We start from the raw sequence: 12447 nt of genomic DNA, 5'->3' as shown, positions 1-12447 counted from the left end.
TATACCAGTTTATGCAGTGCGCTGTTGATGTACGGCGTAATAGGCGGCTCCCCAAAGGGCCGCCTTATCATTGCTGATAACATGTATGGGCACGGAAGCCAGCAGCTCTATCAGGCGGTCGCCCTGCAGGTAGTGGTTATAAAAACTATTATCCTGTAATAAGGGAATAATACGGGGTGGTATACCGCCACCCAGGAACAAGCCGCCGGTAGCTTTCATTTTAAAAACCAGGTTGGCCGACTCCCGGGCCAGGTAACGGACAAACAGCTCCATTGTTTTTATGCAAACGGAAACTTTCTGATCTATGGCATTGCCGCTGATAACAGCAGCAGGGTCTTTTTTCAGCACATCGTTTTCCAGCCAGTCCGGCACATGCATATGCCGTATATCGCGCAGGAACTTGAACGTATCGTAAATACCCGGGCCCGACACCAGGCGTTCCCAGCTTACGATCTGGTATTTTTCCTGCAGGTATTGCAGCAGCTCCATATCCAGCTCATTCCGCGGCGAAAAATCGCAATGGCCGCCTTCTGTTGCAAAGGGGGCATACAGCTCCCCGTCCCAGAACAGGCCAGCCTCTCCTAACCCGGTACCCGGCGCAATAATGGCCATGTTGCCGGTATTGTCGCTGGCGCCGCCATGCAGGGTAAGCAGCCCCTCCTGCCCTATGGTGGCCAGCCCGTAGGCAGTGGCTTCCAGGTCGTTAATAAGCGTGGTTTCAGATATGTTGGTTTGCTGCTGTATATCGGCCACCGACAGCTCCATAGACAGGTTGGTAAGGGAAACTTTGCCGCGTATTACCGGGCCGGCTACGCCAATGCATATACGTTCGGGCTTTCTTCCGGCCTGCCTGCCAATAAACTCTTTCACAACTGCGGGAAAGGATGTATATGCCCGGGAGGAATATACCTGTTCGTCTATGAGCTGCAGGTTGTCGGCGCCGGCTTCAAATAGCGCCAGTCTTGTTTTGGTGCCGCCTAAGTCACCGGCCAGCACATGTAGTGGCAGTTTGCCTGCGGGGCGGCTCATATGTGCGAAACGCGGCAGGAAACGTTGAACATGGGTGGTTTGCATGATATAAATGTAAGGAAAAAGCTTAAAGCTTAAGGTAAAAGGCAAAAGGTAAAAAGCAGAAAAGCTGATGTCTTCGTACTTATAATGAGGATTGTATCTGTGTTGCGCTGCATTAATTTATAAAACGGGTGACTGGTGGCATGGTCAGGCTTCCAACCTTTTACCTTTTGCCTTTTACTTTTTACTTTAAGCTTTCCGCTTTCTGCTTTGTGCTTTTTGGAACAGGTTTTGATGTTAAAATGAACATTTTTACCGGCGCAGACGTAAAGCATTTATATTAGCGGCATGGAAAGACATACCTATCAGACCGGCATCATCGGGAACTGTGCATACATTGCGCATATAAACCGGAACACCAATGTAGAGTGGCTGTGCTGGCCGCGCATGGACAGCACGTTTATATTCGGCGGCCTGCTGGATAAAGATAAAGGCGGCCAGTTTTCCATACTGCCCGAAGGAGAATATACCTCCCGTCAGTATTACATGGAAAACACCAATGTACTGTGCACGGAAATTACCAGCAGCAACGGCAAATACCTGGTTACCGACGTGGCACCCCGCTTTTTCCAGTATGAGCGTTACTTTAAACCCTTAATGCTGATACGTAAAATAGAGCCTTTGGAGGGCTCTCCCCGCATTTGCGTACGCTGTAAGCCGGTAGCCGATTACGGCGCGCAGCCCCTGCATCCGCAGCCGGGCAGCAACCATGTTGAGTTCCTGGGCGCAGGCGCGCGCGTGCGCCTTACCACCAATATACCTGTTAATTACCTGCTGGATGAGCAGGCTTTTGTGCTCAATGATACGCGCTACCTGTTGCTGTCTTACGGCAGCCCGCTGGAAGCGCCGCTGGTAAGCACCGCAGAAACCTTTGTACGGGAAACAGTAAGCTACTGGCGCACCTGGATCAAACATTCCAATATCGCCAATTTTTACCAGCCCTATGTAATACGCTCTGCCCTCACCCTGAAAATACACCAGTATGAAGATACCGGCGCCATTATAGCCGCCAGCACCACCAGCCTGCCCGAGTTTCCGGGCAGCGGCCGTAACTGGGATTACCGCTACTGCTGGTTACGCGATACCTATTATGTGATTACTGCGCTGAACCACATTGGCCACTTTGAGGAAATGGAGCGTTATTTTAACTATGTAACAGACATTTCCTTTTCCGGCGATTACCGCTACCAGCCATTGTACGGCAGTACCGGGCAAAAGCTGCTGACAGAGCAGATACTGCCCGATCTCGCAGGCTACATGGGCAACCAGCCCGTGCGCATAGGCAACCAGGCGTATGAACATATACAAAATGATATTTACGGGCAGGTGCTGATTTCTATGCTGCCGTTGTATACAGATCACCGCTTTATTTTTTCCGAGCGTAAAGACTCTGCCTGGTGGATAGAATACCTGCTGGGCAAAATTGAGCGCACAATTGATGAAGTAGATGCCGGTATATGGGAGTTCCGCAACTTTGCCAACATTCACTGCTACTCCAACCTGTTCCAGTGGACGGGCTGCTGCGCCGCGGAAAAAATGGCCCGCACCATTGGCCACCAGCCGCTGGTAGAAAGGGCCATTGCGCTGAAAGAACGCGCTGCCGCGCATATTGAGAACTGCTACGATCCTGTGCGTAAAGTGTATACCAACGCCGTTGGCAGCAAACACCTGGATGCCAGCACCCTGCAGCTGATCATGATGCAGTACCTTGACCCTGCTTCGCAAAAGGCAAAGGATCACCTGGAAGGACTGGAAAAAGAGCTGAAAACTCCGCAGGGATTGTTTTACCGGTACCTGCACCCGGACGATTTCGGCAAGCCCAAAACCACTTTCCTGGTATGCGCATTCTGGTACGTAGAGGCACTGGCGTGCGTAGGCCGGCTGGACGACGCCATCCGCGAGTTTGAGAACCTGCTGCAATACTCCAACCACCTGCTGCTGTTCAGTGAAGATGTGGATGAAGACAACGGCAGCCAGTGGGGCAACTTCCCGCAGGCGTATAGCCATGTAGGTTTGATGAACGCCGCCTACCGTATAGCTATGAAGCTGGATGTGCCGATATTCCTGTAGAAGAATATAAAATCTTAAATGTAGAATTTCAAATGTAAAAGTAAATGCCGCGAAGCTGAGTATTCGCGGCATTTACTTTTGCATTTAATATTTTACATTTTACATTCCTACACCAGTCCGGCAAGAAACTGCCTTACCTCCTGGAAGTTGCGCAGGTAATAGCGCGCGGCCGAAACCTGGCTGCCTACCTTAATAGAAATGGCATCTTCCGACAGGGCTTTGAAAATATCTTCGTCTGTATGATCATCTCCAATAGCCATTATAAAATCATACTGGTGATCCTGCAGCCAGCTTAATGCGGCGCGGCCCTTATTGATCTCCACGTTCTTTATTTCAATCACCTTATCGCCGGGCAGCACCTGCAAACCTTTATCATTGGTATAATAGCGCAGGGTGTTCATCAGCTCATTGGCGCGCAGCTCGCCCAGCCCTTCTTCCACCTTGCGGTAGTGCCAGGCCAGCGAATAGCTTTTTTCTTCAATAAAAGAGCCGGGAGTACGGTCGGTATATGTGTCAAGCGTAGGATAAATATCCTGTTTCCACTGGTCGGTTAACCCCGGTATCTTTTTCCAGCGGCCGCCTTGTTTCCTTGACCAGGCGCCGTGTTCGGCAATCAGGTCAAGCTTCAGGTGGCCAAGCCATTGTGATAAGGTTTCGTGTTTGCGCCCGCTGATCATTACCACCTCATTCTTTGGGTTGGAGGTGAGCTGTTTTAGCAGCTGGTACAGCTCCTGGTCGGGCGAAGCCTGGTCAATATTAGGCGTAAAGCCAACCAGTGTGCCGTCATAATCCAAAAATATGACGCGCTTTTCTGCGTTCCTGTACTGCCGCTGCACCTGCTGCTGCAGGTCGGTGCTCAGGCGGCGCGCCAGCATGGATTGCTGGATCTGTTTTACTTCCTGTAATCGTGTCATAAATAATTTTACCCAGTGTGCAATATTAAACTTGGCTACTACCTGCCGCATTTGTTTCATGCGGCGGTATTGCTCTGGCTGCGGCATTACCAGCGCTTCTTCAATAGCGCGGGTAATGGCGCCTATGTTGTTTGGATTTACAATCAGCGCATCTATCAGTTCCCTGGAGGCGCCGGCCATTTCACTTAGTATGAGCACGCCGTTGTTATGCGTGCGGCTGGCCACGTACTCCTTACTTACAAGGTTCATACCATCGCGCATAGGGCTTACCAGGCATATGTGCGCATAGTTGTAAAGGGCCGACAGTGTTTCTATGGGAAAAGACCGGTAAAAATAATGTACCGGGTGCCAGTTAATGGTGCGGAAACGTGCATTAATGCCGCCTACCTGCTTGTCAATCTCGTCGCGCAGGTCCTTGTATTGCGGCACGGTATCGCGTGAAGGCACTACAATCATGTACAGCACTACTTTTTCTGCGTATTCCGGATGCAGTTGCAGGAACAGGTCGTATGCCTGCAGGCGCTGGAGAATGCCTTTGCTGTAGTCAAGCCGGTCAATAGACAGGATCATCTGCATGCCCTGGAAATTGTCTTTCAGCTGGCTAAGCTGCTGCTGCACGTCATCGTTACGCACCATGTTGCCGTAACGTTCATAGTCGATACCCATGGGAAATGTTTCTGCGATCACGGCGCGGTCATTTACCATCAGTACGTTGGACGATGCGTTAATGGGCAGCAGGCGGGTAACGGCGTTTATAAAATGGCGGCTGTCATCGAACGTGTGAAACCCCAGCAGGTCGGCGCCGAGCATACCATCCAGCAGCTCTGCCCGCCAGGGTATGAGGCGGAAAAGCTCAAAGGAAGGGAACGGTATGTGCAGGAAAAAGCCAATGGAAATATCGGGCATTGCAGTGCGTATCATGCCGGGTAACAGCAGCAGCTGGTAATCGTGGATCCATATTACATCACCTGGTTCCGCTGTTTCCAGTATTACATCCCTGAACTTCTCATTTACGCGGTAGTAGCAATCCCAGTAACCCTGTTCATAGCGGGCATAGGTAGGCATGTAGTGAAATACGGGCCACAGGGTTTCATTGGAAAATCCTTCGTAGTAGTTATTGATCTCTTCCTGTGTAAGATACACCGCTTTTAAGTTCATGGTGGCCAGCTCACCTGCAATCTGCTCCTGGTCCTTTGGCGCTGTTACCTCCAGGCCGGGCCAGCCAATCCATACATTATTTCCGCCACGGTAAATAGATCCCAGGCCCGTAGCCAGTCCTCCTTCGCTTGGAGCCAGTGCATAGGCTCCATCCTTCTCTGTTATTTTTACGGGTAACCTGTTTGATACAATAATGGTCTTACTCATAGTACGTTATAATGTTCGTTTATCTACAAAAATCTTTCCTGGCAAAAAATACTTTCCCTGCAGGCTCACCTGCGGTAAATGCGCGCATTAAAATCTAGCTTCAAACATCCCAACCGGCTGCTATGATTGGCGCTCCAATGGACCTAAGCGGATAATGGATAATTTTGATTAAGTACGTATGCAGCACGTAGCGGCCCGCAAGTTAACAATAATTTAAAATATAGGCGTTGCCGTTAGTGATTAACGGAAATGGCCATGCCTGCGCCATTCATCATATTTATATACACAATAATGGGTTTCCGTACAATTATCTGTAATTTAACTGAAGATGGGGAACAATATACTCATTTTTTGCAGGGGCTGCCGTTAATGGCAATACAGGCGCGCTGCTGGTACTTTTTTTGCGGAAGTTGTTAATTTAAACTGATATAAAGATGGAAAAACGGAAACTGGGCAAATCCGCGCTCATGGTGGCTCCGCTGGCTTTCGGGGGCAACGTGTTCGGGTGGACGGTGGATGAAGCCACTGCCTTTAAGCTGCTGGATGCCTTTACCGGCGCAGGTTTTAACCTTATAGACACGGCAGATGTTTATTCAAAATGGGTAAGCGGCAATAAAGGCGGCGAGTCGGAAACCATTATCGGCAAATGGCTAAAGCAAAGCGGCAAACGGGAGCAGGTAATAGTGGCCACCAAGGTAGGCGGTGAAATGGGACCGCAGCAGAAAGGCACCTCCAAAACCTATATAACCCGCGCGGTAGAAGACTCGCTGCGCCGTCTGCAAACAGATTATATAGACCTGTACCAAACGCACTTTGATGATATTAATACCCCGGTAGAAGAAACCCTGGCTACTTATGCAACGCTTATAAAAGAAGGAAAGGTGCGTGTAATAGGCACTTCCAATATGAGCCCGGAAAGATTGCAGCTATCCCTGCATAACAGTGAAGATTACGGCTACCCGCGTTATGAAACCCTGCAGCCTGAATATAACCTGTACGACCGCCGGAAATTTGAAACTACCTACGCGCCTATCTGCCGGGAGCATGGCCTGGGCGTATTGCCTTATTATGCGCTGGCCAGCGGTTTCCTGAGCGGTAAATACCGCTCCAAAGCAGATGTTGATAAAAGCCCGCGCGGCTCAAAGGCGCTGGGCTACCTGAATGAAAGGGGCATGCGCATACTGGCTGCGCTGGATGCAGTAGCGGCGCGTTATAACACCACGCCTGCCAGCGTATCTATTGCCTGGCTGGCGCAGCGGCCTAACATTGCGGCGCCCATAGCCAGCGCCACCAGCCTGGAACAGCTGGATGCATTAATGAAAGCCGCCACATTGGCTTTAGACCAGGACGCCATTAACCAGCTGGATGTAGCCAGTAAATATTAATGTTATACGCCGCCGTTATGATGGCATTATGATCACGGTTTTGCCGGTTGCATGGCCCGCGCGGCTTTGTGCAATGGCGGCAGGCACTTCTTCGAGCGTAATATTTTTGCCTACCGGCACCTGCAGCTTACCGTCGTCTATCAGCTTCGTAAGCTTGTTCAGAGAGGGAATATCGCCTTTTGTTTCAAAGTTGCCGCCGCGTAAACCCTGCGCTTGCAGGGCTGCTTCATCTGCTACAAAAGCAGTAGTCATGGCTACGCCGCCGGGCTTCAGCAGGGCGGTATTGGCCGCAAAGGTTTCCTTATTGCTCATCAGGTCTATAAGCCCGTCAATACCATTGGGGTACAGCTGCTTTACCTGTTGTGCAACCGGCGCGGTTTTATAATTTACAGTGGTGGCGGCGCCCAACTGCCGCATGCGTGCTGCCGACGCCTCATTGCTTGCAGTGGCAATTACCAGCAAACCCTGCAGGGCAGCCAGCTGCGTAACAAAGGAGCCTACACCGCCGGTGGCCCCTACAATCAATACCGTTTGGCCTTTTTGCAGCGCCATTTTTTCCAGCAGCTGCAGCGCCGTCATACCTGCATTGGGCACAGCAGCGGCGGCGGTAAGCGCAATAGATGCGGGCGCAAGGTCTACCGCATTATTTTCCGGCACAATGGCATACGCCGCATAAGCGCCTTCGCCTATGGGGCTGTGAATGAATTGCCCGTATATTTTATCGCCTTCTTTAAAACGGGTTACGCCTTCTCCCACGGCAGCTACTGTGCCTGCGCCTTCTACCCCCATGATCAGCGGAAACTGGTGCGGCATATGCCCTTCCATGATCCCATCCACCATTTTCCAGTCAAAAGGGTTCATACCGGCAGCGGCTACACGTACCAGCACCATACCAGGGCGTACGGCTGGTTTTGGCAGCTCCATTACCTGTGGCGTATCGCGGAACTTTGAAACAGCAACAGCTTTCATCATAAAGCATGATTTTAAGTTGCTAAAGATAATTACTTTTCCAGTATGCAGATAGTGCTGTTGCTGCCAGCTCGCAAAACATGGCTATCTTGCAGGATAAACAGCTTACCATGCAACCCATAAAAATAGCTACCGCACAATTTGAAAACCGCAGCGGCGATAAAGCATACAACCTGCAGGTGATACGCGGGCTTACCACACAGGCCGCACAGGCGGGCGCGCAGGTGATTGCCTTTCATGAATGCTCCGTTACCGGCTATACGTTCGCGAGGCATTTATCAAAGGAGCAGCTGCTGGAGCTGGCAGAATATATTCCCGGAGGCCCCAGCATACAGGCATTAACCGCTATAGCCGCAGAAACAGGTGTGGCCATACTGGCCGGTTTGTTTGAGAAAGATGCAGCAGGCCATTTGTATAAAGCCTATGTATGCGTGGACAAGAACGGGCTGGTAGCGCAATACCGCAAGCTGCATCCCTTTATTAACCCGCATCTTACGCCCGGCAACAAGTATGTGGTGTTTGACCTGCTGGGCTGGAAATGCGGCATCCTGATCTGTTACGACAACAACATTATTGAAAATGTACGCGCCACTACCCTGCTGGGCGCGGATATTATTTTTATGCCGCACGTAACCATGTGCACCCCCTCTACCCGCCCTGGCGCAGGCTTTGTAGACCCGCAGCTGTGGTATAACCGGGAAACAGATCCCACTTCGCTGCGGCTGGAATTTGATGGGATGAAAGGGCGTAGCTGGTTAATGAAATGGCTGCCCGCAAGAGCGTATGACAACGGTATTTATGCGGTGTTTGCTAACCCCATTGGCATGGACGACGACCAGCTGAAGAACGGCTGCTCCATGATACTGGACCCGTTTGGCGATGTGGTGGCTGAGTGCCGCAAGCTGGATAATGATATTGCCATAGCTACCTGCACTCCTGAAAAGCTGCAGCAGGCCGGCGGTTACCGTTACCGGCAGGCCCGCCGCCCCGAGCTGTATAAAGATATTATAGGCCAGCCGCATGCTGCTGAGCAAAAAGTAGTGTGGATGAAATAACCGCTTACTGTAAAAGCCCCTTGCGCACGGTTATACGCTGCGCTTTATAAATGCCGCTATGGCCGCTGAAATAATATGCAGTAAAACAGGCCACTGCAAAATACAGCACATGGGAAGTACCAAACAGCTCTACCCCCATCAGGGTGCAGGCAATGGGCGTATTAGTGGCGCCGGCAAATACGGCTATGAAGCCCATGCCGGCAAACAGGTCAACCGGTGCGCCTAACAGCATAGCTATGGTATTGCCCAGCGCAGCGCCTATAAAAAACAGGGGCGTTACCTCTCCTCCTTTAAAGCCCATGGCCAGGGTAATGGCCGTGAAAAGCAGCTTCCACAGCCAGCTCCAGCCTGTGGCGCCGCCTGCATGAAAGGCGCTCAGTATGCTTACCCCTGATGGCTGCTGGCTGTAAACGCCCAGGCCCAGGTAATCGCGGGTACCCAGCGCCCAGCTGAAAGCGATAATAACAACACCGCCCACTGCCGGTATAAGCCAGGCAGGTTTTATGTACCGCTGCGCATAGTGTTTAATAATGTGCATGCTGTTGGCAAACAGGAAGCTGGCCAGGCCAAAACATACGCCGGCCAGTATGGCCTTGGCCAACAGCAGCAGGTCAATATGCAGGAAGGGTAGAAAGGGTGTGGCATTATGCGGTGCAAAATCAATATGGTAATGGGTATGATGAATGCCCCAGGCCGTGCATACAATATCCGCAAACACGGCGGCTATAAGGCAGGGCACCAGCGCATCGTACCGGATGGTGCCAATGGCCAGCACCTCCAATGCAAATACAGCGCCGGTAAGCGGGGTGCCGAATACCGCGCCAAAGCCGGCGGCAATACCGGCCATGAGCAATATACGTATATCCTTTTCCGCAAGCTTCATCCAGCGGCCCAGCATATTCGCCATGCTGCCGCCTATTTGCACAGCGGTTCCCTCCCGCCCGGCAGAGCCGCCAAACAGGTGGGTAACCACCGTGGTAAACAGCACCAACGGCGCCATGCGGGCAGGCACGCCGCCGCCCGGCTGGTGTATCTCATCCATAATGAGATTATTACCGGCCTCTGAATTTTTACCCAGTTTTTTATACAGGAAGTAAATGCCTATACCGGCCACGGGCAGCAGGTATAAAAGCCAGGGCTGCTGCCCGCGCAGCAGGGTAACCTTATCCAGCAGCCAAAGGAACAGCGCCACCATGGAACCTGCAATTAATGCCAGGGGAATATCCAGTATGGTCCAGCGGATAAGATGTTTTGCGATTGCAATTTGTTCGAAGTAGCTCTTTATTTTCTGGTACATAGTTCCTACAAATAATTTAACAAGCAGTACAACATGCCGGCCCGTCCATTGCGTTACCGGTTTGGTCTTTGTTTATTTGTAGGCGCCATCAGTCCCGGGAGGGACGGTTCTTGTGCAGGAAGACACCATTTCCTTTATTGTGCCGCAAGGTACGATAAATTAATAATTAAGAATTAATTACCATCCCATAAACACCATGCCTATACCGCAAATGGTAACAGTAGCGCCGCCAATGGCGTGTATGTAGCGCTCCAGCTTATCGGTTTTCAGGAAAGAATAGCCATAGTACCCGAGCATTACCATCATAACCATGGTAATGAGCGTAAATACCGTAAAGGTTACAATCAGCAGCACAATACCCAGGGTAGATTTTTGCGCAGCAGGATAGGTAAGCAAAGGAATGAGCGGCTCACAGGGGCCCAATGCAAAAATGATGAACAATATCCAGGGCGTTACTTTGGTACGCTCCTGGGGGTATACCGGCCCTTCGCCATGCTTGTGCTCATATACATACACCGATCCGTCTTCATACATATCAAAATGTTTATGGGGCTTGTTCAGGTAAGCGCGGCGCAATCCCCATACCAGGTACGCCATGCCAAAGAACAGCAGCGCCCAGCCGGCAATGCCGCCCCGCACGCCTTCGAGCCAGCTTATTTTAGACAGCTCCCAGCCCAGGAACACACCCAGTAAGCCTAACAGCACCGAACTGCCCACATGGCCTATGCCGCATACAATGGTCCAGAACACGGTTTTAGCCGGCGACCATTTACGCGACTGCGACAGCGCAATAAAAGGTACATAATGATCAGGGCCGGTAACGGTATGTACGCAGCTGATGGTAATAGCGGTAAGCAGCAAAGCGCTGATCTCTGTAGTCATGCGTTATTATTTAAGTTAAAACGGGCGCTTCTTCCCATAATAAGCTTTCCATTTTTTTCAGGCAATTGTACAGCTGTTCTGCGCCGTGGCCCAGCACGCGCAGCACCAGGGCCGGGCCGGCGGTTTGCGATACGCCGTATGCAATGCCGGTTTCCGGCGCCAGTATGTGCAGCAGGCGGTCGGCCACCGGAGCGGCCGCTGTACGCGTGTCTGCATAAATAAGCGTGGCCTGGTGGGTGTACCCTTCCATTTGCCCGAAGGCTGTTACGTTTATACGTTCCGGTTGCAGCAGCAGGTTATCCTTTAACACCAGCCTGCCCTGGTAATACAGCTCCGTTAGGTTATGGAACTGTTTGAACTGAAAGGCTTCGCCATTGAGCTTACGGCCGCAGGTGAGTATTTCGCCCCAAACCAGGCGGCAGCCCTGTTCCAGGGTAATGCGGTTATGCCCTTCAAAGCTGGCGCCTGCATGCGGCACTACCGGGTGCGGCACATAGCTGAAGCATGCACCCTGCTGCACATGCACCGTTATATGCTGCGCAGCGCCCTGCTGCATGGTAAACAGGCGCTGGTAAGCCTGTGTTTGCAGTTGCAGGCGGGTATGCGCGCTAACGGTGACTGCCATATGATAATTGTCGCCGTCCAGCATGCCGGGCGAGGCGGTCATCAGCATCAGGCACAGGGCTTTGTCTGCCCGGTATATGCCCACATCCGCCAGCTTAAAGGGACGGGTATAATACCCTTCCTGCAGGAAGGTGCTGCCGGAGCGGTAGCCTGTTACAATACGCAGCTCGCTGGTCATCTTTTGAGGGCGGGTTCTGCCACCTCTTCGAGCAGCGCATATTTTTTAATCCAGCTGATCACCGCATCCAGGCCGGCGCCTTTCATGAGATCTGTGAACACAAAGGGCTGGCCTTTGCGCATGAGGCGCGCATCGCGTTCCATTACCTCCAGGCTGGCGCCTACATAGGGAGCCAGGTCTATTTTATTGATGACGAGCAGGTCGGAACGGGTAATGCCCGGCCCGCCCTTGCGGGGTATTTTATCGCCTTCGGCCACGTCAATCACGAAAATGGTCACATCCGCCAGGTCGGGGCTAAATGTGGCGGAAAGGTTATCGCCCCCGCTTTCGATAAATACCAGCTGTATGCCGGGAAAGCGGGCGGCCATTTCATCCACTGCCTCCAGGTTCATGCTGGCGTCTTCACGGATGGCGGTATGCGGGCAGCCGCCGGTTTCCACGCCGATAATACGCTCCGGCGGCAGCAGGCTGTTTTTGGTCAGGTACTCGGCGTCTTCCCTGGTATAAATATCATTGGTAATAACACCCAGGTCATACTGGTGCGCCATGTTGCGCGACAGCCTTTCAATAAGGGCGGTTTTGCCGGAGCCTACCGGGCCTGCGATACCAATTTTCACAAATGTTCTGCTCATCATAA

General features: G+C 51.8%; 10 protein-coding genes and 1 riboswitch. Of the genes, 3 read left to right on the top strand and 7 right to left on the bottom strand.

Annotation, left to right across the window (positions count from 1 at the left end; genetic code table 11):
• Positions 1 to 9 precede the first annotated feature (9 nt).
• Entirely contained in the window at positions 10 to 1074 is a 1065-nt protein-coding gene (glk, locus tag VFS25_RS03650) for a glucokinase (RefSeq protein WP_326460758.1), read from the bottom strand.
• 285 nt (positions 1075 to 1359) lie between these two features.
• Here glk and VFS25_RS03645 point away from each other — a divergent pair, with 285 nt between their 5' ends.
• Positions 1360 to 3141, top strand: a complete 1782-nt coding sequence (locus VFS25_RS03645; RefSeq protein ID WP_326460757.1) for a glycoside hydrolase family 15 protein — start codon at positions 1360 to 1362, stop codon at positions 3139 to 3141.
• 107 nt (positions 3142 to 3248) lie between these two features.
• Here the strand turns inward: VFS25_RS03645 and VFS25_RS03640 are convergent, their stop codons facing one another.
• Positions 3249 to 5420, bottom strand: a complete 2172-nt coding sequence (locus VFS25_RS03640; protein ID WP_326460756.1) for a bifunctional alpha,alpha-trehalose-phosphate synthase (UDP-forming)/trehalose-phosphatase — start codon at positions 5418 to 5420, stop codon at positions 3249 to 3251.
• Between the two features lie 434 nt (positions 5421 to 5854).
• On the opposite strand from VFS25_RS03640, the gene VFS25_RS03635 reads away from it, so the two are divergent.
• Entirely contained in the window at positions 5855 to 6805 is a 951-nt protein-coding gene (locus tag VFS25_RS03635) for an aldo/keto reductase (protein WP_326460755.1), read from the top strand.
• Between the two features lie 15 nt (positions 6806 to 6820).
• On the opposite strand, the gene VFS25_RS03630 is transcribed toward VFS25_RS03635, so the two are convergent.
• Positions 6821 to 7777 (bottom strand): NADP-dependent oxidoreductase, encoded by a 957-nt coding sequence (locus VFS25_RS03630; protein WP_326460754.1) that lies wholly within the window; start codon positions 7775 to 7777, stop codon positions 6821 to 6823.
• Positions 7778 to 7854: 77 nt separating this feature from the next.
• Here VFS25_RS03630 and VFS25_RS03625 point away from each other — a divergent pair, with 77 nt between their 5' ends.
• The gene (locus VFS25_RS03625) at positions 7855 to 8829 is read left to right on the top strand and encodes a nitrilase family protein (RefSeq protein WP_326460753.1); all 975 of its coding nucleotides are present in this window, start codon (positions 7855 to 7857) and stop codon (positions 8827 to 8829) included.
• 4 nt (positions 8830 to 8833) lie between these two features.
• Here VFS25_RS03625 and VFS25_RS03620 read toward each other — a convergent pair whose 3' ends face one another.
• From VFS25_RS03620 to ureG, 4 genes are all read right to left on the bottom strand, one after another.
• A complete protein-coding gene (locus VFS25_RS03620; RefSeq protein WP_326460752.1) occupies positions 8834 to 10126 on the bottom strand; it encodes a voltage-gated chloride channel family protein in 1293 nt (430 codons plus the stop codon).
• Positions 10127 to 10198: 72 nt separating this feature from the next.
• Positions 10199 to 10268, bottom strand: a riboswitch (Fluoride riboswitch).
• Positions 10269 to 10303: 35 nt separating this feature from the next.
• A complete protein-coding gene (locus tag VFS25_RS03615; protein ID WP_326460751.1) occupies positions 10304 to 11008 on the bottom strand; it encodes a sulfite exporter TauE/SafE family protein in 705 nt (234 codons plus the stop codon).
• A 10-nt stretch (positions 11009 to 11018) separates the two neighbouring features.
• Positions 11019 to 11810: an urease accessory protein UreD gene (locus VFS25_RS03610; RefSeq protein WP_326460750.1), complete on the bottom strand. Its 792-nt coding sequence runs from the start codon at positions 11808 to 11810 to the stop codon at positions 11019 to 11021.
• Positions 11807 to 12442, bottom strand: a complete 636-nt coding sequence (gene ureG, locus VFS25_RS03605) for an urease accessory protein UreG (RefSeq protein WP_414647698.1) — start codon at positions 12440 to 12442, stop codon at positions 11807 to 11809. The genes VFS25_RS03610 and ureG overlap by 4 nt, the downstream gene beginning before the upstream one ends.
• Positions 12443 to 12447 lie beyond the last annotated feature (5 nt).

This window comes from Chitinophaga sp., from assembly GCF_035761305.1.
GTDB lineage: Bacteria > Bacteroidota > Bacteroidia > Chitinophagales > Chitinophagaceae > Chitinophaga.
The sequence above is the reverse complement of the archived record's forward strand: the minus strand, read 5'-3'. Positions and strand labels throughout refer to the sequence as shown.

Coding starts and splice junctions, on each gene's coding strand:
- glk (WP_326460758.1), bottom strand. CDS start 1,074: ATGCAAACCACCCATGTTCAACGTTTCCTGCCGCGTTTCGCACATATG.
- VFS25_RS03645 (WP_326460757.1), top strand. CDS start 1,360: ATGGAAAGACATACCTATCAGACCGGCATCATCGGGAACTGTGCATAC.
- VFS25_RS03640 (WP_326460756.1), bottom strand. CDS start 5,420: ATGAGTAAGACCATTATTGTATCAAACAGGTTACCCGTAAAAATAACA.
- VFS25_RS03635 (WP_326460755.1), top strand. CDS start 5,855: ATGGAAAAACGGAAACTGGGCAAATCCGCGCTCATGGTGGCTCCGCTG.
- VFS25_RS03630 (WP_326460754.1), bottom strand. CDS start 7,777: ATGATGAAAGCTGTTGCTGTTTCAAAGTTCCGCGATACGCCACAGGTA.
- VFS25_RS03625 (WP_326460753.1), top strand. CDS start 7,855: ATGGCTATCTTGCAGGATAAACAGCTTACCATGCAACCCATAAAAATA.
- VFS25_RS03620 (WP_326460752.1), bottom strand. CDS start 10,126: ATGTACCAGAAAATAAAGAGCTACTTCGAACAAATTGCAATCGCAAAA.
- VFS25_RS03615 (WP_326460751.1), bottom strand. CDS start 11,008: ATGACTACAGAGATCAGCGCTTTGCTGCTTACCGCTATTACCATCAGC.
- VFS25_RS03610 (WP_326460750.1), bottom strand. CDS start 11,810: ATGACCAGCGAGCTGCGTATTGTAACAGGCTACCGCTCCGGCAGCACC.
- ureG (WP_414647698.1), bottom strand. CDS start 12,442: ATGAGCAGAACATTTGTGAAAATTGGTATCGCAGGCCCGGTAGGCTCC.